Source organism: Streptomyces sp. DSM 15324 (assembly GCF_001514285.1).
In the GTDB taxonomy this organism is placed as follows: domain Bacteria; phylum Actinomycetota; class Actinomycetes; order Streptomycetales; family Streptomycetaceae; genus Streptomyces.
The window spans coordinates 281,081-303,670 of sequence record NZ_KQ949025.1; the positions used below are offsets into that span (position 1 = coordinate 281,081).

The window sequence follows — 22,590 nt, forward strand, 5'->3', positions numbered from 1 at the left end:
CAAGGCGTACGCGGACCAGTCCGCCGACGCCGGCCACAGGCCGACGAAGCGGCGTAGCCGCTCCCCCCGCGCGCTGACCGAAGTCAGCACGCTGCGGACTCTGCGCGGAGAGCAAAGGCCGCCCAACCCGCTCCGCCGCAGGTCAGACGGCCTTCCGCCGGATGTATCAGACGTTGAAGCGGAACTCCACGACGTCGCCGTCCTGCATGACGTAGTCCTTGCCCTCCATGCGGGCCTTGCCCTTGGCGCGGGCCTCGGTGACCGAGCCGGTCTCCACCAGGTCGGCGAAGGAGATGACCTCGGCCTTGATGAAGCCCTTCTGGAAGTCGGTGTGGATGACACCGGCCGCCTCGGGGGCCGTCGCGCCCTTCTTGATGGTCCAGGCGCGGGACTCCTTCGGGCCGGCCGTGAGGTAGGTCTGGAGGCCGAGGGTGTCGAAGCCGACGCGGGCGAGGGTCGCGAGGCCGGGCTCCTCGGCGCCGACCGACTCCAGCAGTTCCATGGCGTCCGCCTCGTCCAGCTCGGCGAGGTCCGCCTCCAGCTTGGCGTTGAGGAAGATCGCCTCGGCCGGGGCGACCAGGGCGCGCTGCTCGTCCTTGAAGCCGTCGTCGGTCAGCTCGTCCTCGTCGACATTGAAGACGTAGAGGAACGGCTTGGTGGTGAGCAGGTGCAGGTCGTGCAGGAGTTCAGCGCGCTCGCCGCCCTGGACGATGCCCTGGGAGAACAGCGTGTCGCCCTTCTCCAGGATCTCCTTGGCCTCCTCGACGGCCTTGACCTTGGGGGCCACGTCCTTCTTGATGCGCGACTCCTTCTGGAGGCGCGGGAGGACCTTCTCGATCGTCTGGAGGTCCGCCAGGATCAGCTCGGTGTTGATCGTCTCGATGTCGTCCTTGGGCGAGACCTTGCCGTCGACGTGCACGACGTTCTCGTCCTTGAAGGCACGGATGACCTGGCAGATCGCGTCGGACTCACGGATGTTCGCCAGGAACTTGTTGCCGAGGCCCTCGCCCTCGGAGGCACCGCGCACGATGCCGGCGATGTCGACGAAGTCGACCGTCGCCGGGAGGATCCGCTGGGAGGAGAAGATCTCGGCCAGCTTGGTGAGGCGGGCGTCGGGGACGCCGACCACGCCGACGTTCGGCTCGATCGTGGCGAACGGGTAGTTGGCCGCCAGCACGTCGTTCTTGGTCAGGGCGTTGAACAGGGTCGACTTGCCGACATTCGGCAGACCGACGATTCCGATCGTGAGCGACACGTTGCGACTTCCCGTAGTCAGAGGGCCAGGGGGCCGGTTCCCGTGGAGAGGGCCGGGGCGGGCGGGCCAGAGGCCGACCGATCCACCAGTTTACGGCGTGCCGGGCACGGGGCCTGCGGCCCAGTCGAACGCGTGGCCAGCGTCCGCCCCTCGGCGTGTCCGACACCCGATTCGGCACATAAACCGACCTAAGTTGGTGCAGTGGAGCAACACAGGACGCGCCCCCCGCAGAGCCCGACGCGCCGCGAGCCGCCTTCGCCACCGCCGCCGGCTCTGCCGCCCCAGGCGGCCCGGGAAACCCCCACGGGGGTGAGGACCGGGACGGAGGCACGCCTTGAGCTGCGGACACACGGGGAGAGCGGCGGGGAATCGGCCGCCGGTGCTGCGGGGAGGGGGCCTGGGGGTCCGGTTGCGGATCACGCGGGGAGTCCGGCAACGGGGTCAGGGGCAGGGTCAGGAGGTTCGGTAACGGATTCCGCGTGCGGGTGGGGGCCCAGGTCGGCCCCGGCCGACGCCGAGGCCGGCCGCCCCTCGGTGCCACCTCGCCCGGCGGTGCCGCCCCGGCCCATGAAGCTGCCCGCCAGGCCTAGGCCACGGCGCCCGTCGGGGGCCTCCCGCCCGGCCCCGGTCCGCACCTCGCCAAGCGTTGGACCACGCCCAGCCGGTCGCCCCTTCCCAGGTGCCGGGCGTTTTCGTGGCGACCGGCCCTCCCCGGCTGACGGATCCCCCCCTGCCGGGCCCGCCTCCCCGGACCGACGCCCCTACCCCAGCGGCAGTCCTTCGCCCAACGAGCGTCCCTTGCCCAACAAGCGTCCCTCGCCCCACGAGCGCCCCTCGGCCAACAAGCACCCCTCGGCCAATACGCGCCCCTCTCCCACGCGCCGCCCCACCCCCACTGACCGCGCTACCCCCACGAGTCGCCCTGCCCCCGCCGGCCGCTCTACCCCCAAGGGCCGCCCATCTCCCGCGAACCGCCCCACCCCAAAGAGCCGCCCCTCCCCCACCCACCGCCCCACACCCAACACCCGCCCCTCCTCCCCCGGCGCGCCCCCCTCCCCCGCCAGGTACGCCCGAGCGGACGCGGCCCCGGGGCCGAACCCCCGGCTCACCGGGCTGGGGAGTGGGCTGTTCGGTGGGCTGGTGATGCTCGCGCTGGGGGGTGTGGACGAGTTGCTGTTCAGCGGCTCGCTGACCGTGTACGGCGTGTTGTTCCTGCCGGTGTGTCTGCTGGTCGCGCTGTGGGTGCGGCCGGGGGATCTGCTGTCGGCGCCCGTCGTCGTGCCCATCGCCTTCGCCGTGGGGCTGCTGCCCCTCGCCGGGGGCGCGGACAGGCTCGGGGCCCGGCTGATGGGGCTGGCCACGGCGCTGGCCGCGCAGGCCGGTTGGCTCTACGCCGGCACGCTCCTCACGGCCGCGACCGTCCTCGTACGGGGCGTACGCCGGGCCACGGCCCGCCGCCGGACCGCCGCACACGCAACGCGAGGTCCACACCCCTCACGCCGGGCTTCCTGATCCGAAGCCGAACCCGAACCCGAACCCGAAGCCGAACCCGCCCCGGACCTACCCCGGCCCCCGCCCCGGACACGAACGCGAAGCTCAGACCGCCCGGCCGCCCCCCGCCGTCGCCCTCATCGCCGCGCCCACGATTCCCGCGTTGTTCTGTAGCTGCGCCGGGACGACCTCCGCCTTGATGCCCTCGATGCAGTGCAGGAACTTCTCCGACTTGCGGCTGACTCCACCGCCGATGATGAAGAGCTCCGGGGAGAACAGCATCTCGACGTGGGCGAGGTACTTGGTGACCCGGCGGGCCCAGTGTTCCCAGGTCAGCTCGTGGTCGTCCTTCGCCTTGCTGGAGGCCCGCTTCTCGGCGTCGTGGCCGTTCAGTTCGAGGTGGCCGAGTTCGGTGTTGGGGACGAGGACGCCGTCCGTGAAGACGGCGCTGCCGATGCCCGTGCCGAAGGTCAGCAGGATGACCGTGCCCTCGCGGCCGCGGCCGGCGCCGAAGGCCATCTCGGCGACGCCCGCCGCGTCCGCGTCGTTGACGACGGTCACCGGGAGGCCGCCCAGCCGTTCGCTGAACAACGCGCGCGCGTCGGTGTCGATCCAGGCCTTGTCGACGTTGGCCGCCGTACGGATGTGGGAGCCGCCGGTGACCACACCGGGGAAGGTGAGGCCGACCGGTCCGGTCCAGCCGAAGTGCTCGACGACTTCCTGGACACCGTCGGCCACCGCATCGGGCGTCGCCGGATGCGGGGTGAGCACTTTGAGGCGCTCCTGAGCGAGGTCGCCCCTGTCCAGGTCCACAGGGGCGCCCTTGATCCCTGATCCGCCGATGTCCACGCCGAAGATCTGCATGGCCCTACGTTACGACGGACGACTGACCGTCACTCGCCCGAGACGGCCCCCGGGGAGTCCGCGGCACCGCTGCCGCCACGCGCCGCCACCAGCGCCGCCGCCTCCTCGCGGAGGTCGCGGCGCAGCTCCTTGGGGAGCGAGAAGGTGATGTGCTCGTCGGCCGCCTTGACCAGCTCGACGTCGGCGTAGTCACGCTCGGCGAGGAAGGCGAGGACCTCCTCGACGAGGACCTCGGGGACGGAGGCGCCGGAGGTGACACCGACGGTGCTCACGCCCTCCAGCCAGGCCTCGTCGATCTCGCTCGCGAAGTCCACCAGGTACGAGGCGCGCGCACCGGCCAGCTTGGCGACCTCGACGAGCCGCTTGGAGTTGGAGGAGTTGCGCGAGCCGACCACGATGACCAGTTCGGCCTCGGCGCCCATCTGCTTCACGGCGAGCTGACGGTTCTGCGTGGCATAGCAGATGTCGTCGCTCGGCGGGGAGATGAGCTGCGGGAACTTCTCCTTGAGGGCGTCGACCGTCTCCATGGTCTCGTCGACCGAGAGGGTGGTCTGGGACAGCCAGACGACCTTGGAGGGGTCGCGGACCTCCACCTTGGCGACATCGCCCGGGCCGTCGACGAGCTGGATGTGGTCGGGGGCCTCGCCGGAGGTGCCGATGACCTCCTCGTGTCCCTCGTGGCCGATCAGGAGGATGTCGTAGTCGTCCTGGGCGAAACGGACGGCCTCCTTGTGCACCTTGGTGACCAGGGGGCAGGTCGCGTCGATCGTGGCGAGCCTGCCGCGCGCGGCCTCCTCGTGGACGACGGGGGCGACGCCGTGCGCGGAGAACATCACGATGTTGCCCGGCGGGACCTCCTCGGTCCGCTCGACGAAGATCGCGCCCTTCTTCTCCAGGGTCTGCACGACGTACTTGTTGTGGACGATCTCGTGCCGGACGTAGACCGGGGCGCCGTACTGCTCCAGGGCCTTCTCGACGGCGATCACGGCGCGGTCCACACCCGCGCAGTAGCCCCGGGGAGCGGCGAGCAGGACACGGCGGCGGGCTGGCGAAGCAGTCATGTGTCCCATCGTAAGGCCGCCCGCCGTACCGTCTCGTAAGGTCGCCGCCGTACCGTCCGGCGCCCGCCGCGAGCGCTCGGCGGTGTTGTCGGTGCCTGCCGATACTCTCGGTCGCATGGCTGTGAACACGTCCGCGGACGCCCCGCTGCCCGTCGGCGAGGTGTCCCGGCTCATCGGGGGGTGGATCGAGCGGCTCGGCGCCGTGTGGGTCGAGGGGCAGATCACCCAGTTGTCGCGGCGTCCCGGGGCGGGCGTCGTGTTCCTGACGCTGCGGGACCCCTCGCACGACATCTCGGTGGGCGTGACCTGCTACCGGCAGGTCTTCGACGCCGTCGCGGACGTCGTCGGGGAGGGCGCCCGGGTCGTCGTGCACGCGAAGCCCGAGTGGTATGCGCCGCGGGGGCAGTTGTCGCTGCGGGCCGTGGAGATAAGGCCGGTGGGGGTCGGGGAGCTGCTGGCCCGGCTGGAGCAGCTGAAGAAGTCGCTGGCGGCGGAGGGGCTGTTCGCGGCCGACCGGAAGAAGCCGCTGCCCTTTCTGCCGCAGCTGATCGGGCTGGTGTGCGGGCGGGCGTCGGCCGCGGAGCGTGATGTGCTGGAGAACGCCCGGCACCGCTGGCCCGCGGTCCGCTTCGAGGTGCGCAATGTCGCCGTGCAGGGGGTGCACGCGGTGGCGCAGGTCGTCCAGGCCGTGAAGGAGCTGGACGAGGTCCCCGAGGTCGACGTGATCGTCGTGGCGCGGGGCGGCGGCAGTGTGGAGGATCTGCTGCCGTTCTCCGACGAGCAGCTGGTGCGGGCGGTCGCCGCCTGTCGTACGCCCGTGGTCTCGGCCATCGGGCACGAGCCGGACTCTCCGCTCCTCGACCATGTCGCCGATCTGCGGGCCTCCACGCCCACGGACGCCGCCAAGAAGGTCGTCCCGGACGTCGGCGAGGAGCTGGAGCGGGTGCGGATGCTGCGCGGGCGGGCGCGGCGGTGTGCCCAGGCGTTCGTGGAGCGGGAGGAGCGCGGCCTGGCGCACGCGCTGGGGCGGCCGGTCATACAGGATCCGCACCGGATGGTCGAGGAGCGCGCCGACCAGGTCACCTCGCTCGTCGAGCGGTCCCGGCGCACGCTCGGGCATCTGCTGGACCGTGCCGACTCGGAGCTGACGCACACGCACGCGCGCGTGGTGGCCCTCTCGCCGGCCGCGACGCTGAAGCGGGGGTACGCGGTGCTGCAGCGGGCCGACGGGCACGCGGTCCGGGATCCGGGCGAGGTGGGCGTGGCGGAGGTACTGCGCGCGCGGGTCGCCGAGGGCGAGTTCGCGGTTCGAGTCGAGGAGAGGGAAGGACCCGCATGACGAGCAAGGCCGAGGAAGCCCTCGGGTACGAGCAGGCCCGGGACGAGCTGATCGATGTCGTACGACGTCTGGAGGCGGGGGGTACGACGCTGGAGGAGTCGCTGGCCCTGTGGGAGCGCGGGGAGGAGCTGGCCAAGGTGTGCCGGCGCTGGCTGGAGGGCGCGCGGGCGCGGCTGGACGCGGCGCTGGCCGAGGAGGGGGAGTCGGACGGCGAGTGAGCGCGCCTCGGGGTGGCACTGTGAGCCGGGTCACCCGCTTCCGTCTTTTGTTGAAGCTTGAATCTCTCTTCGCGTACGGTCGTCCCATCAGCCGATCCGGACCACGGTCCGGAACGGAGTCAGGCGCCCCACACCAGAAAGTCCACACGCATGTCTCTCGTTCTTGACCCCGCCGCCCAGGACCTGCTGTTCCGCGAGGCCCACACCGCGAACACCTTCACCGACGAGCAGGTGACCGACGAGCAGATCCAGGCGATCTACGACCTGGTCAAGTTCGGCCCGACCGCCTTCAACCAGACCCCCCTGCGCATCACCCTGGTCCGCTCGGCCGAGGCCCGCGAGCGCCTGGTCCAGCACATGGCCGACGGCAACAAGGACAAGACGTCCACCGCCCCCCTGGTCGCGATCCTCTCCGCGGACAACGAGTTCCACGAGGAGCTGCCGACCCTGTTCCCGGCCTTCCCGCAGGCCAAGGACCTCTTCTTCGCCGAGCGCGCGGCCCGCGAGGGCGCCGCCGGGATGAACGCCGCCCTCCAGGCCGCGTACTTCATCATCGGCATCCGCGCCGCCGGTCTGGCCGCCGGCCCGATGACCGGCCTGGACTTCGAGGGCGTCCGCAAGGAGTTCCTCGACGACGACCACACCCCGCTGATGGTGATCAACATCGGCAAGCCCGGCCCGGACGCCTCCTACCCGCGTTCCCCGCGCCTCGCCTACGACGACGTCGTCACCACCGTCTGAGCGACCCCGCACAGACGAAGAGGCCCCCGGCTGACCGGGGGCCTCTTCGCATGTCAGGGGGTGCTCACGCCGTCTTCAGCGCCTTCGCCATCTCCGTCAGACGGTCGAAGGACGCCGTACCCGCGACCACCGTCGTGGAGCCGTCGGTGCCCTGGAGGACGAGGGCGTCGTAGCGCCCGCCGGTGTAGCGGGTCCAGGTGCGGCCGGCGATGTCCTCGGTGATCTTGGTCGCCTCGGCGCCCTGGCTCGCCTCCTCGATGAAGTCCGCGCGCTTCTGAGTCGACTGCTCGATCGCGACGTACTCCCCGTCGGGAGTGTGGAAGCCGAGATGCCAGGAGTCGGAGTCGGCCCCCCGGAAGCGCACGGAGGTCGCCTTCCAGCTCTCGGGCAGGCCCTCGGGCGCGGCCACCGGGTACGACGCCGCGCGGCGGGCCGTGAGCAGCTCGACGCGGTAGTCGACCCGCTTGACGTCGGGAGCCGTCTCGTCGTGCGGGACGAAGAGGTAGATCACATACGCCGCGATGACGATGAGGCCCAGGGAGAGAATCATGTCCCGGGCCGTCTTCTGCTTGCCGTTCGAACCTGCCACGCCCCCTATCGTCGCAGGTGCTCAGCCCGCTCATCCGTGGGGTCCCCTGCTCATTTTGTCGGACTGGCGATAGAGTCGAGTACCGAACCCTCATCCGGCCGTCGTCGTATCAGAAAGGTGCGCTCCGATGACCGAGCACCATCATCTGCCGTCCGAACTCGATGTCCCTTCCGAAGCCCCCGACCGCAACCTCGCCCTGGAACTGGTCCGTGTGACCGAAGCCGCCGCGATGGCCGCGGGCCGCTGGGTGGGGCGCGGTGACAAGAACGGCGCCGACGGTGCCGCGGTGCGCGCGATGCGGACCCTCGTCTCGACCGTCTCGATGAACGGCGTCGTCGTCATCGGTGAGGGCGAGAAGGACGAGGCGCCGATGCTGTTCAACGGCGAGCGCGTCGGCGACGGCACCGGGCCGGAGGTGGACATCGCCGTCGACCCGATCGACGGGACCACGCTGACGGCCAAGGGCATGCCGAACGCGATCGCGGTGCTCGCGGCGACCGAGCGGGGCGCGATGTTCGACCCGTCCGCCGTGTTCTACATGGACAAGCTGGTCACCGGCCCCGAGGCGGCCGAGTTCGTCGACATCAACGCACCCGTCGAGGTCAACATCCGGCGGGTCGCCAAGGCCAAGCGGGCCACCCCGGAGGACGTCACGGTCGTCATCCTGGACCGGCCGCGGCACGAGGGCATGATCAAGGAGATCCGGGACACCGGCGCGCGCATCAAGCTGATCTCCGACGGCGATGTGGCCGGCTCGATCCTGGCACTGCGCGAGGGCACCGGCATCGACCTGCTGCTCGGCGTCGGCGGAACGCCGGAGGGCATCATCTCGGCCTGCGCGGTGAAGTGCCTGGGCGGCACCATCCAGGGCAAGCTCTGGCCCAAGGACGACGAGGAGCGGCAGCGGGCGATCGACGCGGGGCACGATCTCGACCGGGTGCTGACGACCGAGGACCTGGTCAAGGGCGAGAACGTGTTCTTCGTCGCCACCGGCATCACGGACGGGGAGCTGCTGCGCGGGGTGCGTTACCGCTCGGAGACGGCGACGACCGACTCGATCGTGATGCGCTCGCGGTCGGGAACGGTCCGGCGGATCGATTCCGAGCACCGGCTCAGCAAGCTGCGGGCGTACAGCGCGATCGACTTCGACCGGGCCAAGTAACGTCAAGAAGTGGGCGCCCCCGGTGCGGAGGGGGCGCCCACTTCCGCGTCGGCGGCTCCCCCTAGCCCGCCTGCGCTATGCGGCCGGCCGTTCTGGCGGCCTTCTTCAGTTCCATGTCGCGGCGGCGGCGTCGGGCCAGGACGACCCGGCGTTCGGCGGCGGTCAGGCCGCCCCAGACGCCGTAGGGCTCGGGCTGGAGCAGGGCGTGCTCCCGGCACTCCACCATGACGGGGCAGCGGGCGCACACCCGCTTCGCGGCCTCTTCGCGGGAGAGGCGGGCGGCGGTGGGCTCCTTGGAGGGAGCGAAGAACAAACCGGCCTCGTCGCGTCGGCACACCGCCTCGGTATGCCAGGGAGCATCTTGGTCGCGCGCTGGCACCCGCTGGGCCGGAACGGCGGCGACCTGCAGGGACGAATGCGGCGGTTGCAGCACGGGTCTACTCCTGACGACGGCTTCGCGAGCGAGAGACGATGCAGCAAGGCCTACCCGCTGTACGCGCGCCTATGCACTGCGTCCCGAACCGCTGATTCACGACCGTCAATGGCCCAGGTGTTTGCGCAAACCCTTGTCGACCTTGCGCTGCACGCGATCGAGGATGTCCGCGACACGTCTGCCGCGCTTCGGCCGGCCCTCGATGTTGCCGAGCACCGCCCAGCCGTCGACGTAGACCACGGGGGCGTCCGGTTCGGGCGAGTCGAGGGCGTCCACCTCGAAGTTGCCGAGGACGCCGCCGCCGGTGCCGCGCAGCGACACGTTCTCCGGGACGTACACCTCGACGTTACCGAAGACGGACCAGGCCTTGATCATGACCTGCTGGTACTCGAAGAGTGCCTCGCTGAGGTCGATCTCGACGCTGCCGAAGACCGCGTACGCGTGGATACGGCGGCCCGCGCGCCAGCGGCCCCGGCGGCTGGCGCTGCTGAACACCGCGACCACGTTGTCGTCGGGGTCGGCGGGGATCGCGCCGCGGTCGGGGTGGCTCGGGGCGCCGACGGGTGCCGTCCGGCGGGCGTGGGCGGCGGGCAGGTCCCGGATGAAGACCTCCAGTTCGCCGACCGTCTTGGCGGCCAGCACGCCCTCCACGCGCTCGGCGTGCTCGTCGGCGGTCAGCCGGCCCTCGGCCAGGGCCTCGCGCAGGATGTCGGCGACGCGGTCGCGGTCGGCGTCCGAGGCGCGCAGCGGGGTGGGCGGTGTGGGGGCGGCAGCGGTCTGCTTCTGAAGGTCCACGGGACCAGCGTACCCAAACACGATAGATCGCGATAGTCCCCGCTCGGCCGGATCGAACTGAGCCTTACCTCACAACCTCCGTGCTCCCCGCAGGTTCTAGGCTGGTGAGGCCCGCCAGTGTCGGCGGGCCGCCGTCTGCAGAGTGAGGAATGGGCTGCGATGCCTGAGTTCGCGTACACCGATCTGCTCCCCATGGGAGAGGACACCACCCCGTACCGGCTGGTGACCTCCGAGGGTGTCTCCACCTTCGAGGCCGACGGGCGGACGTTCCTCAAGGTGGAGCCGGAGGCGCTGCGCAAGCTCGCCGCGGAGGCGATCCACGACATCCAGCACTATCTGCGGCCGGCCCACCTGGCGCAGCTCAGGCGGATCATCGACGACCCCGACGCGTCGGGCAACGACAAGTTCGTCGCGCTGGACCTGCTGAAGAACGCCAACATCGCGGCGGCGGGCGTCCTGCCGATGTGCCAGGACACGGGCACGGCGATCGTCATGGGCAAGCGCGGCCAGAACGTGCTGACCTCGGGCGGCGACGAGGAGGCCCTCAGCCGGGGTATCTACGACGCCTACACCAAGCTCAACCTGCGGTACTCGCAGATGGCCCCGCTCACCATGTGGGACGAGAAGAACACCGGCTCCAACCTGCCGGCGCAGATCGAGCTCTACGCCACCGACGGCGGCGCGTACAAGTTCCTGTTCATGGCCAAGGGCGGCGGCAGCGCCAACAAGAGCTTCCTCTACCAGGAGACGAAGGCCGTCCTCAACGAGGCGTCCATGATGAAGTTCCTGGAGGAGAAGATCCGCTCGCTGGGTACGGCCGCCTGCCCGCCGTACCACCTGGCGATCGTCGTCGGCGGCACGTCCGCGGAGTACGCGCTGAAGACGGCGAAGTACGCCTCCGCGCACTACCTCGACGAGATCCCGGCGGAGGGCTCGGAGCTCGGGCACGGATTCCGGGACAAGGAGCTGGAGGAGAAGGTCTTCGAGCTGACGCAGAAGATCGGCATCGGCGCGCAGTTCGGCGGCAAGTACTTCTGCCACGACGTGCGCGTGGTGCGGCTGCCCCGGCACGGCGCGTCCTGCCCGGTCGCGATCGCGGTGTCCTGCTCCGCCGACCGCCAGGCCGTCGCGAAGATCACCGCCGAGGGCGTCTTCCTGGAGCAGCTGGAGACCGACCCGGCGCGGTTCCTGCCGGAGACGACGGACGAGCACCTCGACTCCGCCGACGAGGACGTGGTCCGCATCGACCTCAACCAGCCGATGGACGACATCCTCGCCGAGCTGACGAAGTACCCGGTGAAGACCCGGCTCTCCCTGACCGGCCCGCTGGTCGTGGCGCGGGACATCGCGCACGCCAAGATCAAGGAGCGGCTGGACGCGGGCGAGGAGATGCCGCAGTACCTGAAGGACCACCCGGTGTACTACGCGGGTCCGGCCAAGACCCCCGAGGGGTACGCGTCCGGCTCCTTCGGCCCGACCACCGCCGGACGGATGGACTCCTACGTCGAGCAGTTCCAGGCGGCGGGCGGCTCCAAGGTGATGCTGGCCAAGGGCAACCGCTCCCAGCAGGTCACCGACGCGTGCGGGCGCCACGGCGGCTTCTACCTCGGCTCCATCGGCGGGCCGGCCGCCCGTCTCGCCCAGGACTGCATCAAGAAGGTCGAGGTCGTCGAGTACGAGGAGCTCGGCATGGAGGCGGTCTGGAAGATCGAGGTCGAGGACTTCCCCGCGTTCGTCGTCGTCGACGACAAGGGCAACGACTTCTTCAAGGACCCGGCCCCGGCCCCGACGTTCACGTCGATTCCGGTCCGGGGTCCCGGGCTCGTCTGACGGCAGACGTCCGGCACTGCCCCTCCGAGCACGGCGGGGCAGTGCCGTCCCGGGCGGGGCGTCGCCCGACTGCGTCATCCACGTGCCCACAACACGATCTCGCTTCGCCGCGTCCCGGCCAGCCAGCGCCCGTCGGGGCTGAACGACACGGCCATGGTGCCTTCCGCCTCCGCGGGCAGCCAGGTGCGCCGGTAGCCGGAGAGGTCCCAGACCGCGACCTCGGCGTGCTCCCCGATACTCGCGCAGAGCAGACCCGGCCGGCCACAGAAGGCGAGGGACCACACAGGCCCGGGGCGGTCGGGCGAGACGGCCTGGTACACGCGGCGCCCTGTCGCCCCGTTCCACAGCGCGACGCGCCCACCCACGGTGCCCGTGGCCAGAAGCCCTCCGTCGGCGGACACGGCCACGCAGTTGAGCGCGTCCTTGTCGTCGGCCACGGAGCAGCGGAGCCGTCTCGTGCCGAGCGCCCACAGTTTGGCCTCACCGTCGGCTCCGACGGCGGCCAGCGCGCTGCCGTCGACGCTCACGCTCAGCGCCGAGGCACCGCCGGGTGCCTGCGGGAGTGAGGCGACCTCGCGCTTCAGGGCCGTGTCCCAGACCGAGACGCTGCCGCCCGGTCCGGTCGTGGCGACGACGAGGGACTTGCCGTCCGCGCTGTAGGCGATGACGTAGCGGTCGAACATTCCGCGGTCGGACACGGCCAACCGTCGCCGGTCGTCGACCCCCCAGAAGGAGACGGTGCTTTCGGGACCGCCGGCAGCCGTGGCCAGCACCTTCCCGTCCGGGCTGAAGGCAGCCTGCCGCTCGAAGCGACTGCCCTCGTCCATGATCCCGAGCAGTCTGCCCGTCTCGGTGCGCCACAGGTAGATCTCGGCCTCCCCGGAGCTGTTGGTTCCAGTGGCCGCGAAAATCGATCCGTCCGGGCTGAAGACGGGACCGCTCAGTAGCTGGCTGCCCTCGGGCTGGGCGACGGTGCGTACGGCGGACCACGAGGGCTCGTGCCGCAGCGCGCGGGACGACCAGGTGGTGAGCGCGCCGAGCCCGGCGAAGGTGCCGAGGCAGACGGACTGCAGCAGGCGCCGACGCGCCGTCGGCCGATGCGGACCGCGCGGGGCGGACTCGCTCCGTGCGGCCACCCGCTCGGGGCCCGGGAGTCCCTCGGAGATGTCCGGTGGGGTCTGCGAGGTGCCGCCGTCGGCCACCGCCGTGCGGTTGGCCGCCCGGGCCGTACGGGCGACGCGTGCCTGGCGGACACGGGTGGGCTGGAGGGAGCGGCCGGCTTCCAGGTGTTCGGCCGCCCAGTCGACCAGGGCCAGTTCGTCGAGCAGCCCGCCGTCCACGTCGGCACCCTTCTTGCGTGCCTCGTCGATGATCAGCGCGGCCACGATGACAAGGTCTTCACTCTCATCGGGCCGGTGCCCCTGGGTGAGCCAGCCAGAGATCGTCGATCGTTTCGCGGTCGCGTCGGGCCGCGGAACGAGCAGCTCCCTCGCCAGGGCGTTCCATGACACGGCCGTGCCGACCTGTCTCCGCAGCCGACCCAGGTCCAGGAGATGACGCCGGAACCGGGAGTCCGGGTCCTCCGACTCGGGTTCTTCGGTTTTCCCGACCGCCATTCCGGCCGTCCCTTCCCCGCCCAGGACCAGTCCGAAAGACTGTCCGACTGGACGTCGGACAGCCGCGGCAGGCCCCGTGCCGTGCCACCGACCTGGGTCAATACCCGGTTCGCGGGTGGGCTATCCGAACCGCGTGCCGGATGCCGCGTCGTCCCGGTGCAGTTGCCGCACACGGCCGGCAGGTTGCCGCCGTGGCTGTCCCGAACCGGGGGTTGCACATGATCTCTTCCGCGCATGCCGCCACGCTGGTCGCCCTGGGTGTACTCGCGGTGCTGGTGAGCGTCCTCATCGCTGCTGCGGCTGGTGCCGCGGCGGCGTTCCTGGCCCGCAGGGCCGGTGAGGCGACACCCGCTGCGCTGCTGTCCGGCGGCAAGGCGTTCATCCGGATCCTGACTCTGGCCACGGCCGTACTCCTCGCCGTCGCCGGCTGGGTCGCCTCGCGCTGAACGCGTCAGGCCGGCAACCGACCGACGACCGTTGGTACGGACGGGTCATCAAACGGCGGGCGGGGGAACATCCCCGCCCGCCGCGGTGCTGACCGGATCATGAGCGAATACCGCATCGAGCACGACTCCATGGGCGAAGTACGCGTCCCCGCTGACGCAAAGTGGCGGGCGCAGACGCAGCGGGCCGTGGAGAACTTCCCCGTGTCCGGGCAGCGGATCGAGCGGGCGCACATCGAGGCGCTGGCGCGGATCAAGGGTGCCGCCGCGAAGGTGAACGCCGAGCTCGGGGTGCTCGACAAGGACGTGGCCGGGGCGATCCAGGAGGCGGCCGCCGAGGTGGCCGAGGGGACCTGGGACGCGCACTTCCCGGTGGACGTGTTCCAGACGGGGTCCGGCACGTCGTCGAACATGAACACCAACGAGGTCATCGCCACGCTGGCGAGCGAGCGGCTCGGCCGGGACGTCCACCCCAACGACCACGTCAACGCGTCGCAGTCGTCGAACGACGTCTTCCCCTCCTCGATCCACATCGCCGCCACCGCCGCCGTCACCCGGGACCTGATCCCCGCCCTGGAGCACCTCGCCGAGGCGCTCGGCCGCAAGGCCGAGGAGTTCGCGGACGTGGTGAAGTCCGGGCGGACCCACCTCATGGACGCCACTCCCGTGACGCTCGGACAGGAGTTCGGCGGGTACGCCGCCCAGGTGCGTCACGGCGTGGAGCGGCTGCGCGCCTCCCTCCCCCGGCTCGCCGAACTGCCCCTCGGCGGGACCGCCGTCGGGACCGGGATCAACACCCCGCCCGGTTTCTCCGCCGCCGTCATCGAGGAGGTGGCGCGGGCCACCGCTCTGCCGCTGACCGAGGCCCGGGACCACTTCGAGGCCCAGGGCGCCCGGGACGGGATCGTGGAGACCAGCGGGCAGCTGCGGACCGTCGCGGTCTCCCTGACGAAGATCGCCAACGATCTGCGCTGGATGGCCTCGGGGCCGCGGACGGGTCTGGCGGAGATCTCGCTGCCCGACCTCCAGCCCGGGTCCTCGATCATGCCCGGCAAGGTGAACCCGGTCGTCCCGGAGGCCGTGCTGATGGTCGCCGCCCAGGTCATGGGCAACGACGCCACCGTCGCCGCCGCCGGAGCGGCCGGCAACTTCGAGCTCAACGTCATGCTCCCGGTCATCGCCAAGAACGTGCTGGAGTCGATCCGGCTGCTGGCGAACGTCTCGCGGCTGCTCGCCGACCGGACCGTGGACGGGATCGTGGCGCACCGGGAGCGGGCCCGCGAGTACGCCGAGTCCTCCCCCTCCGTCGTCACCCCGCTCAACAAGTACATCGGCTACGAGGAGGCCGCCAAGGTCGCCAAGAAGGCCCTGGCGCAGCGTCGGACGATCCGCGACGTCGTCCTCGAAAGCGGGTATGTGGAGCGCGGCATGCTGACGGTCGAACAACTCGACGAAGCCCTGGATGTCCTGCGGATGACGCGCCCGTAACCTTTCGCCGCGGCGCGCAGAACCGTGACGCGCGCCGCAGCGTCGTATGCCCATGGCACCTAATATCTGTGCATGGCAGACGGTGGAGCGGTGAGACGCGTGGGAACAGGCGGTACGGCGGCGTTCTGGGCGCCCGGGAACCAGATCCTGTGGCGCTACCGGGAGAACGGCGGCCCGGGCTTCCACATCGCCCGCCCGGTCACCGTGGTCCGTGACGACGAGGAACTCCTCGCGGTCTGGCTGGCGCCCGGCACCCAGGTCGTCAAGCCCGTGCTCGCCGACGGCACCCCGCTGCACCAGGAGCCGTTGCCGACGCGCTACACCAAGCCCCGGACCGTCCAGCGCGACCGCTGGTTCGGCACCGGTGTGCTGAAGCTGGCCCGGCCCGGCGAGCCCTGGTCCGTGTGGCTGTTCTGGGAGCCGGGCTGGCAGTTCAAGAACTGGTACGTCAACCTGGAGGAGCCGCTGTCGCGTTGGGACGGCGGAGTGGACTCCGAGGATCACTTTCTGGACATCTGCGTGTACCCCGACCGCAGTTGGGGCTGGCGCGACGAGGACGAGTTCGCGCAGGCCCAGCAGGACGGACTGATGGACGCCGCCGTCGCCGAGCGGGCGCGCAAGGCGGGCCGAGCGGCGGTGGAGGTGATCGGCGCCTGGGAGGCTCCCTTCAACAAGGGCTGGCAGCACTGGCGCCCGGATCCCTCCTGGGCCGTACCGTTGCTTCCGGAGGACTGGGACCGAGTCCCGGCGCACGTGTCCACATGAGACCCTTGCTGCGCCCCCGGGCAGGAAACGTAGGATCGTCCTCCGCAAGACCATCGAACAGCAACTCCCGGGGCCGACACCGGGTCTGACCGAACGTCACCGAGGGGCGGCAGGACGTGAGCGAGGGGTACGAGGGCAACACCGGCGGGGCCGTGAGCACGGACGGCGCCCGCTGCCGGAGCCGCGCCCGGTCCTCCGGTGGCACAGGAACAGCCTCTGACCACGCGGGAATTCCGTTCCGGGGACAGGTATTCCGGGTATCGGGTTTTCTGCGGGACCAACTGTGTGCGCGCCGCGCAGCCCCGGACGGACGGATTCGACACGCGTGACGGAGCAGCCCACCAGCTACGAACGCCCCCAGGGCGTCGACCCCACGGAAGCCCGCGGGGCGCTCCTGCATACCCAGGCCCCGGACGCCTCGGACGCCTTACCTCCCGCCGCCTCCCAGGGCCGCGCGGAGGACGGCCCTGGCACCACCGCGTCATGTGCCACCAGCGGGAAGGGCAGCAAGGGAAACAAGAGTGCCCAGGGAACGCATCCGGCCGGTTCACAGGCCGAGCACTCACAGCCGGCGACCGGAGCCGAACCCGACAGCCACCGGCCGCGTCCGGCGCCCGAGTCGATCCCGGCCCAGCCGGGCGGTGACATGCGCTCCGAACGCCGTACGGGGCAAGGGGTGACGCCCGGACGTCCCACGCCGATGCGCCGGGACGGCGACCGGCTGCGCTTCGTCGGCGCCGCCACCCGGCGGATCGCCCGCGGTCTGGACCTCGACGAGATCGTGATGGGGCTGTGCCGGGCCACCGTGCCGACCTTCTCCGACGCGATCCTCGTCTACCTGCGCGATCCGCTGCCGGTCGGCGACGAGCGCCCGGTGGCCGACCGCGTCATGCTGCGGCTGCGGCGCACCGACCGCATCCCGGAGGAGCGCGACACCGAGACCGGCTTCGCCGCGCTCGCCCTGCCGCCTCCGGAACCCTCCGAGCTGAACGCCGAGTTGTCCTCCGCGATCGCCGAACTGTGCGAGGTACGGCCCGGCGGGGCGCTCGCGGAGGTGCTGCGCGGGGTGCGCCCGGTGTTCGCCGACAGCCCGGCCGCCCGTGCCGCGCTGCCGGAACTCCTCGGCGAGGACAGCACCTTGGTCGTCCCGGGCGGCCAGCGGGCCATCCTGGCCCCGCTGCGGGGCCGCCGCCGGGTGATCGGCGCGGCGGTCTTCCTGCGCCGCCCGGAGCGCTTCCCGTTCGAGAACGACGACCTGCTGGTCGCCGCCCAGCTGGCCACGCACAGCGCGCTCGGCATCGACAAGGCGGTGCTGTACGACCGCGAGGCGTACATCGCCGACGAACTCCAGCGCACGATGCTGCCGGAGCATCTGCCCCGGCCCACCGGCGTACGGCTCGCCTCGCGCTATCTGCCGGCGGCCGAGACCGCGCGGGTGGGCGGCGACTGGTACGACGCGATCCCGCTGCCCGGCAGCCGGGTGGCGCTGGTCGTCGGCGATGTCATGGGGCACTCGATGACCTCGGCCGCGATCATGGGCCAGCTGCGGACGACCGCCCAGACCCTCGCGGGGCTGGATCTGCCGCCGCAGGAGGTCCTGCACCACCTCGACGAACAGGCGCAGCGGCTCGGCTCCGACCGCATGGCGACCTGTCTGTACGCCGTCTACGACCCGGTCTCGCACCGCATCACCATCGCCAACGCCGGCCATCCGCCGCCGGTCCTGCTGCACCTGGGCGGCCGTGCCGAGGTGCTGCGGGTGCCGCCGGGGGCGCCGATCGGCGTGGGCGGGGTGGACTTCGAGGCGGTGGAGCTGGACGCACCGGCCGGGGCGACGCTGCTGCTGTACACCGACGGCCTGGTGGAGTCCCGGCTGCGGGACGTGGCGACCGGGATAGAGCAGTTGCGGGAGAAGCTGGCCGCGACCGCCCAGCTCACGGGACCCGATCACCCGCCGCCGCTGGAGGCGTTGTGCGACGAGGTGCTCGACATGCTCGGGCCGGGCGACCGGGACGACGACATCGCGCTGCTCGCCGCCCGCTTCGACGGGATCGCGCCGAGCGATGTGGCGTACTGGTTCCTGGAGCCCGAGGACGCGGCACCGGGCCGGGCCCGGCGGCTGGCCCGGCGGGCGCTGTCCCGGTGGGGCATGGAGGATCTGAGCGACTCCGTGGAGCTGCTGGTGAGCGAGGTGGTCACCAATGCGGTGCGGTATGCCTCCCGGCCGGTGACCCTGCGGCTGCTGCGGACCGATGTGCTGCGGTGCGAGGTCGGCGACGACGTGCCTCAGTTGCCGCGGCTGCGGCAGGCCCGGGCCACCGATGAGGGCGGTCGCGGGCTGTATCTGGTCAACCGGCTGGCCCGGCGGTGGGGGGCCACGCGGCTCAGCACCGGCAAGGTGGTGTGGTTCGAGCTGAACCGGTCGTAGGTGGAGTACGAGAGAGGGCGCCCGGCGTGTGCCGGGCGCCCTCTCTTCGTGTGCCTACTGGCCGCTGCCGCTCAAGGGGTCCGTCGGGTCCGTCGGGTCCGCTGTCGGTTCGTCCGAGGCCGGTGGCGTGGTGGCGCCGCCGGTCGGTTCGTTGGGCGACGGCGTGCTCGTGGGGGTGTTGTTCGGCGACGGTTGCGCGGTCGTGGGCTTGCTCGTCGGGGTGTTCGTGGCCGTGGGGGTGTCGGAGGGGCTCGGGCTCGACGAGGGGGACGCCGTCGGCGACGGGGAGGCCGTCTGGACCGCCGCGCCCTGCTTGGTCTCCAGGTCGAACTTGGTGACCTTGGTGGAGACGCCGAAGGTGTACGCCGCCCAGATCTGCGCCGGGAAGCCACCACCGTTGATACGGCCCTCGACCGTGGTCAGGCCCGTGGTCGCGCCGGTCAGGGTGACCTGGGCGCCCGTCTTGGCCTTCTCGCCGAACAGTCCGACCGAGGTCACCAGGTCGGGGGTGTAGCCGGTGAACCACGCCGACTTGTTGCTGTCGGAGGTACCCGTCTTGCCGGCCACCTTCTGGCCCTTGCGCAGCGGGTTGTCCCGTACGGACTTCTTGGCCGTACCGTCGTCGACCACACCGGTGAGGACCGAGGTGACCGAGTCGGCGGCCTCCCGGTCGATGACCTGCTCACCGATGGGATCGGTGTGCTTGAAGGACGGGTAGTCGCTGTTCGTCGCCGACTTGATCAGCGCCGGGGTGACCTTCTTGCCGTGGTTGTCGAGCGTGGCGTAGACGCCGGCCATCTGCAGGGGGCTCGCGCCCATGGTGCCGAGGGTCTGGGCCGGCACCGGCTTCAGGTCCTTGGTGTCCATGCCGAGGTCCTTCGCGACCTTCAGCACCTTGTCCATGCCGACGTCGACACCCATCTGTGCGAAGACGGAGTTGATGGACTTGTTCAGCGCCGTCTGCACGGTGACGTCGCCGTAGTCCTGGTCGTCCTCGTTCTCCGGGGCGAAGCCGATGTCGCTGCCGACGACCGGGCGCTTGCTGGTGCCGTCGTAGAGCGTGTTGGCGGTGATGTCGTCGCCGTCCTGCGTCTTGGCGTTCTCGTCGAAGGCCGCGGCGAGGATCACCGGCTTGAAGGTGGAGGCCGGCTGGTAGTCGGTGCGGGTGGCGTTGTTCACGTAGTGCTCGGTGTAGCCCTTGCCGCCGTACATCGCCACCACGGCGCCCGTCTTGGGGTCCACCGAGACCGCGCCGGCCTGGACGTCACCGTCGACCGGGCGCTTCTTCGGGTCGAGCTTGCTGGTCAGCTGTTCCTTGACCGCCGTCTCGAGCGCCTTCTGCTTCTTCTTGTCGATGTTCAGCTCGATGTTCCAGCCGCCCTTCTTGACCAGGGCGGCGGCGGACTCGAAATCGCTGGCGATCCCCGTGGCGACGAGCTGCTTGGCGAGTTCGACGTTGGCCGCGTACACCAGGTAGCCGGTCTGGCCCTCCTGGCCGGGTGCGGCCTTCGGCGCCAGGGGCTCCGGGAACGTCATCTTCTCGCGCTCGCTCTTGTCGAGCCACTTCTGCTTGACCATGTTGTCGAGGACGTAGTTCCAGCGGTTCTTGACCAGCCGCTTGCCGGTGTCGGTGGCGACGGCCCAGTCGTACTGGCTCGGGGCCTGGAGCAGCGCGGCGAGGTAGGCGCCCTGCTGGACGTTGAGCTCGTCGGCGTCGACGCGGTAGTAGGCCTGGGCCGCGGCCTGGATGCCGTAGGCGCCGCGGCCGTAGTAGCTGGTGTTGAGGTAGCCGGCCAGGATGTAGTCCTTGCCCTTTTCCCGGTCCAGCTTGAGCGAGATGATCAGTTCCTTCAGCTTGCGCGTGACGGTCTGTTCCTGGCTCAGGTAGTAGTTCTTGACGTACTGCTGGGTGATCGTCGAACCGCCCTGCGCGCCCTTGCCCATGAGGGTGTTGAGGATGCCTCGGGTGGTGCCCTTCAGGTCGACGCCGGAGTCGTTGTAGAAGGTCTTGTTCTCGGCGGCGACGAACGTGTGCTGGACGGCCTTGGGGACCTTGGCGAGGTCGACGTTCTCCCGGTTGACGTCACCGTCGCGGGTGGCTATCGAGCCGTCCGCGTACTTGTAGACGTTGCTCTGGAGCTTGGCGTCGGGGTTGCCTGCGGGGATGGGCGTGCTGACGTACAGCCAGACGAGGGCGCCGACGACGGCCGTGGTCATGAGGAGGAACGCGCCGAGGATCTTCTTCCAGGTGAAGATCCTGCGTATGAGGCTCTTGTCCTTCTTGCCGCCTCTGCCGCCCTTGGCGGCCTTGACGCCACGGCCGCCCTTCTTCCCGGCGGCGGCCCTGCGCGCGGCCGCGCGGCCGCCGGGTGCGGGAGCGCCGGCGGCGTCGGGGGTCTCGGTCGTCTCGGGGGCTTCGGGGGCCTCCACGGCCGATCGCGACGCGCCGTGCGACGGCGGGGCCTCCCTCCGCGGGGAGCGGTTCTTGGGCGCCGCGCGACGGCCACCGCTCTGCCGCGCTCGTCTCTCGTCCGCTCGTCCCATGAGTCCGCTCGCTCCGCTTCGTACTCGGTAGTCACACCCGTGACTGGAGGCAGGTCAGCTCAGAAAGCTAACACCGTCGACTGTGCCGACGAGGCCTCGGTCCGGCGTTCGGAGGGGGTGAGAATCAGCACCCCACCGGGAAACCGGCACACCACGTCACCTCGTTCGACGACTGGAACGCTCCGGGGGTTGCCAATCGCTCATAAAGTGATATCACTTAGCTAGACCGATGCTTACGCGTGGCCGGTGCGAACCTGGCCATGCCTGTACAAACGGGGGGAATCACCCATGACCACAGCTCCTCTCTCCACGGAGAGTTCCTCGGACCTCGCGCCCGCCCTGCCCGCGCCACACGTCAAGGAGTTCCCGGCCCACAGCGTGGGCGGCGGGTTCGCGCTGCTCGCCGGGCTGGTCGGACTGCTGGCGGGCGGCGGCATGATCGCCGCCGCGACCACGGTGACCGCGACCGGCGGCAAGGCCGCGCTGATCGTCGGCGGCATCCTCATAGGCCTCGCCGCGTTCCTGTCGATGTGCGGGCTGAACACGGTGGCGCCGGGCGAGGCCCGCGTGGTCCAGCTCTTCGGCCGCTACCGGGGCACCATCCGGGAGGACGGGCTGCGCTGGGTGAACCCCTTCACCTCGCGGGAGAAGATCTCCACCCGGGTGCGCAACCACGAGACGGCCGTCCTCAAGGTCAACGACGCCTACGGCAACCCGATCGAGCTCGCCGCGGTGGTGGTGTGGCGGGTGCAGGACACCGCGCAGGCCGTCTTCGAGGTGGACGACTTCCTGGAGTTCGTCTCCACCCAGACCGAGGCGGCGGTGCGGCACATCGCCATCGAGTACCCCTACGACTCCCACGACGAGGAAGGGCTCTCGCTGCGCGGCAACGCCGAGGAGATCACCGAGAAGCTCGCGGCGGAGCTGCACGCGCGCGTGGAGGCGGCCGGCGTACAGATCATCGAGTCCCGGTTCACGCATCTCGCGTACGCTCCGGAGATCGCCTCGGCGATGCTCCAGCGGCAGCAGGCGGGCGCGGTGGTCGCGGCGCGGCGGGAGATCGTGGACGGGGCCGTCGGGATGGTCGAGGCGGCGCTCACCCGGATCGCCGAGCAGGACATCGTGGAACTGGACGAGGAGCGCAAGGCGGCGATGGTGTCCAACCTGATGGTGGTGCTGTGCGGGGACCGGGCGCCGCAGCCCGTGCTCAACACGGGGACCCTGTACCAGTGACGGTTCCCTCCGGGGGTTCGACCCCACAGGGCCGGCCGCAGCGCAAGCAGGTGCTGCTGCGGCTGGACCCCACGGTGTACGACGCGCTGGCGCGGTGGGCCGGGGACGAGCTGCGGTCCGCCAACGCGCAGATCGAGTTCCTGCTGCGCAGGGCCCTCAAGGAGGCCGGGCGACTGCCGGGCGAGGCCGGACCGATTCCCCGTCGGGGCCGGCCCCCCGGCGGCTCCGGCCCCAGGCCCCCGTCGGCCTGAAGGGCCTCGCCCCGCCCGCCCTCGAACTTCCCCCGGGGCACCCC

20 protein-coding genes are annotated in these 22,590 nt (G+C 70.9%); 12 read left to right on the plus strand and 8 right to left on the minus strand.

Annotation, left to right across the window (positions count from 1 at the left end):
• Positions 1-166 precede the first annotated feature (166 nt).
• Positions 167-1,255: a redox-regulated ATPase YchF gene (gene ychF, locus AQJ58_RS11550; protein ID WP_067248422.1), complete on the minus strand. Its 1,089-nt coding sequence runs from the start codon at positions 1,253-1,255 to the stop codon at positions 167-169.
• 1,143 nt (positions 1,256-2,398) lie between these two features.
• Between ychF and AQJ58_RS11555 the strand changes: the two genes are divergently transcribed.
• Positions 2,399-2,767, plus strand: coding sequence for a DUF6542 domain-containing protein (locus AQJ58_RS11555; RefSeq protein WP_067248424.1), 369 nt, complete (start codon positions 2,399-2,401; stop codon positions 2,765-2,767).
• An 84-nt stretch (positions 2,768-2,851) separates the two neighbouring features.
• Here AQJ58_RS11555 and ppgK read toward each other — a convergent pair whose 3' ends face one another.
• Entirely contained in the window at positions 2,852-3,610 is a 759-nt protein-coding gene (gene ppgK / locus AQJ58_RS11560) for a polyphosphate--glucose phosphotransferase (RefSeq protein WP_067248427.1), read from the minus strand.
• Between the two features lie 29 nt (positions 3,611-3,639).
• Positions 3,640-4,671, minus strand: coding sequence for a 4-hydroxy-3-methylbut-2-enyl diphosphate reductase (locus AQJ58_RS11565; RefSeq protein WP_067248430.1), 1,032 nt, complete (start codon positions 4,669-4,671; stop codon positions 3,640-3,642).
• A gap of 115 nt (positions 4,672-4,786) precedes the next feature.
• On the opposite strand from AQJ58_RS11565, the gene xseA reads away from it, so the two are divergent.
• The 3 genes from xseA (at position 4,787) to AQJ58_RS11580 (ending at position 6,969) form a co-directional block, all read left to right on the plus strand.
• The gene (gene xseA, locus AQJ58_RS11570; RefSeq protein ID WP_067248434.1) at positions 4,787-6,010 is read left to right on the plus strand and encodes an exodeoxyribonuclease VII large subunit; all 1,224 of its coding nucleotides are present in this window, start codon (positions 4,787-4,789) and stop codon (positions 6,008-6,010) included.
• On the plus strand, positions 6,007-6,228 hold the full coding sequence (locus tag AQJ58_RS11575; protein ID WP_067248436.1) for an exodeoxyribonuclease VII small subunit: 222 nt from the start codon (positions 6,007-6,009) through the stop codon (positions 6,226-6,228). Before xseA ends, AQJ58_RS11575 begins: the two co-directional genes overlap by 4 nt.
• A 150-nt stretch (positions 6,229-6,378) precedes the next feature.
• Positions 6,379-6,969, plus strand: a complete 591-nt coding sequence (locus tag AQJ58_RS11580) for a malonic semialdehyde reductase (RefSeq protein WP_067248438.1) — start codon at positions 6,379-6,381, stop codon at positions 6,967-6,969.
• A 64-nt stretch (positions 6,970-7,033) separates the two neighbouring features.
• Here the strand turns inward: AQJ58_RS11580 and AQJ58_RS11585 are convergent, their stop codons facing one another.
• Positions 7,034-7,558, minus strand: coding sequence for a DUF4245 domain-containing protein (locus tag AQJ58_RS11585; protein ID WP_067248441.1), 525 nt, complete (start codon positions 7,556-7,558; stop codon positions 7,034-7,036).
• Positions 7,559-7,685: 127 nt separating this feature from the next.
• Between AQJ58_RS11585 and glpX the strand changes: the two genes are divergently transcribed.
• Positions 7,686-8,720 carry a class II fructose-bisphosphatase gene (gene glpX / locus AQJ58_RS11590; RefSeq protein ID WP_067248445.1) on the plus strand — a complete coding sequence of 345 codons (1,035 nt, stop codon included), beginning with the start codon at positions 7,686-7,688 and terminating at the stop codon, positions 8,718-8,720.
• Between the two features lie 61 nt (positions 8,721-8,781).
• Here glpX and AQJ58_RS11595 read toward each other — a convergent pair whose 3' ends face one another.
• Positions 8,782-9,153 (minus strand): WhiB family transcriptional regulator, encoded by a 372-nt coding sequence (locus AQJ58_RS11595; RefSeq protein WP_079078867.1) that lies wholly within the window; start codon positions 9,151-9,153, stop codon positions 8,782-8,784.
• 105 nt (positions 9,154-9,258) lie between these two features.
• Positions 9,259-9,948 carry a DUF1707 SHOCT-like domain-containing protein gene (locus AQJ58_RS11600; protein ID WP_067248452.1) on the minus strand — a complete coding sequence of 230 codons (690 nt, stop codon included), beginning with the start codon at positions 9,946-9,948 and terminating at the stop codon, positions 9,259-9,261.
• A gap of 159 nt (positions 9,949-10,107) precedes the next feature.
• Between AQJ58_RS11600 and AQJ58_RS11605 the strand changes: the two genes are divergently transcribed.
• On the plus strand, positions 10,108-11,778 hold the full coding sequence (locus AQJ58_RS11605; RefSeq protein WP_067248454.1) for a fumarate hydratase: 1,671 nt from the start codon (positions 10,108-10,110) through the stop codon (positions 11,776-11,778).
• Positions 11,779-11,852: 74 nt separating this feature from the next.
• On the opposite strand, the gene AQJ58_RS11610 is transcribed toward AQJ58_RS11605, so the two are convergent.
• Positions 11,853-13,163, minus strand: coding sequence for a WD40 repeat domain-containing protein (locus AQJ58_RS11610; RefSeq protein ID WP_159056234.1), 1,311 nt, complete (start codon positions 13,161-13,163; stop codon positions 11,853-11,855).
• 449 nt (positions 13,164-13,612) lie between these two features.
• On the opposite strand from AQJ58_RS11610, the gene AQJ58_RS11615 reads away from it, so the two are divergent.
• The 4 genes from AQJ58_RS11615 (at position 13,613) to AQJ58_RS11630 (ending at position 18,518) form a co-directional block, all read left to right on the plus strand.
• Positions 13,613-13,840 (plus strand): hypothetical protein, encoded by a 228-nt coding sequence (locus AQJ58_RS11615; protein WP_067248461.1) that lies wholly within the window; start codon positions 13,613-13,615, stop codon positions 13,838-13,840.
• A 99-nt stretch (positions 13,841-13,939) separates the two neighbouring features.
• Entirely contained in the window at positions 13,940-15,325 is a 1,386-nt protein-coding gene (locus tag AQJ58_RS11620; RefSeq protein WP_067248463.1) for a class II fumarate hydratase, read from the plus strand.
• 72 nt (positions 15,326-15,397) lie between these two features.
• On the plus strand, positions 15,398-16,090 hold the full coding sequence (locus AQJ58_RS11625; protein ID WP_067248465.1) for a cytidylyl-2-hydroxypropylphosphonate hydrolase: 693 nt from the start codon (positions 15,398-15,400) through the stop codon (positions 16,088-16,090).
• A gap of 325 nt (positions 16,091-16,415) precedes the next feature.
• Positions 16,416-18,518: an ATP-binding SpoIIE family protein phosphatase gene (locus AQJ58_RS11630; RefSeq protein WP_067248468.1), complete on the plus strand. Its 2,103-nt coding sequence runs from the start codon at positions 16,416-16,418 to the stop codon at positions 18,516-18,518.
• Between the two features lie 54 nt (positions 18,519-18,572).
• Here AQJ58_RS11630 and AQJ58_RS11635 read toward each other — a convergent pair whose 3' ends face one another.
• A complete protein-coding gene (locus tag AQJ58_RS11635; RefSeq protein ID WP_067248470.1) occupies positions 18,573-21,062 on the minus strand; it encodes a transglycosylase domain-containing protein in 2,490 nt (829 codons plus the stop codon).
• A 288-nt stretch (positions 21,063-21,350) separates the two neighbouring features.
• Between AQJ58_RS11635 and AQJ58_RS11640 the strand changes: the two genes are divergently transcribed.
• Positions 21,351-22,295, plus strand: a complete 945-nt coding sequence (locus tag AQJ58_RS11640) for an SPFH domain-containing protein (protein WP_067248472.1) — start codon at positions 21,351-21,353, stop codon at positions 22,293-22,295.
• Positions 22,292-22,546: a type II toxin-antitoxin system antitoxin gene (locus AQJ58_RS11645; protein ID WP_067248475.1), complete on the plus strand. Its 255-nt coding sequence runs from the start codon at positions 22,292-22,294 to the stop codon at positions 22,544-22,546. Before AQJ58_RS11640 ends, AQJ58_RS11645 begins: the two co-directional genes overlap by 4 nt.
• Positions 22,547-22,590 lie beyond the last annotated feature (44 nt).

Coding starts and splice junctions, on each gene's coding strand:
- AQJ58_RS11625 (WP_067248465.1), top strand. CDS start 15,398: ATGGCAGACGGTGGAGCGGTGAGACGCGTGGGAACAGGCGGTACGGCG.
- AQJ58_RS11580 (WP_067248438.1), top strand. CDS start 6,379: ATGTCTCTCGTTCTTGACCCCGCCGCCCAGGACCTGCTGTTCCGCGAG.
- AQJ58_RS11640 (WP_067248472.1), top strand. CDS start 21,351: ATGACCACAGCTCCTCTCTCCACGGAGAGTTCCTCGGACCTCGCGCCC.
- glpX (WP_067248445.1), top strand. CDS start 7,686: ATGACCGAGCACCATCATCTGCCGTCCGAACTCGATGTCCCTTCCGAA.
- AQJ58_RS11555 (WP_067248424.1), top strand. CDS start 2,399: ATGCTCGCGCTGGGGGGTGTGGACGAGTTGCTGTTCAGCGGCTCGCTG.
- AQJ58_RS11615 (WP_067248461.1), top strand. CDS start 13,613: ATGATCTCTTCCGCGCATGCCGCCACGCTGGTCGCCCTGGGTGTACTC.
- AQJ58_RS11605 (WP_067248454.1), top strand. CDS start 10,108: ATGCCTGAGTTCGCGTACACCGATCTGCTCCCCATGGGAGAGGACACC.
- AQJ58_RS11565 (WP_067248430.1), bottom strand. CDS start 4,671: ATGACTGCTTCGCCAGCCCGCCGCCGTGTCCTGCTCGCCGCTCCCCGG.
- AQJ58_RS11575 (WP_067248436.1), top strand. CDS start 6,007: ATGACGAGCAAGGCCGAGGAAGCCCTCGGGTACGAGCAGGCCCGGGAC.
- AQJ58_RS11635 (WP_067248470.1), bottom strand. CDS start 21,062: ATGGGACGAGCGGACGAGAGACGAGCGCGGCAGAGCGGTGGCCGTCGC.
- AQJ58_RS11620 (WP_067248463.1), top strand. CDS start 13,940: ATGAGCGAATACCGCATCGAGCACGACTCCATGGGCGAAGTACGCGTC.
- xseA (WP_067248434.1), top strand. CDS start 4,787: ATGGCTGTGAACACGTCCGCGGACGCCCCGCTGCCCGTCGGCGAGGTG.
- ppgK (WP_067248427.1), bottom strand. CDS start 3,610: ATGCAGATCTTCGGCGTGGACATCGGCGGATCAGGGATCAAGGGCGCC.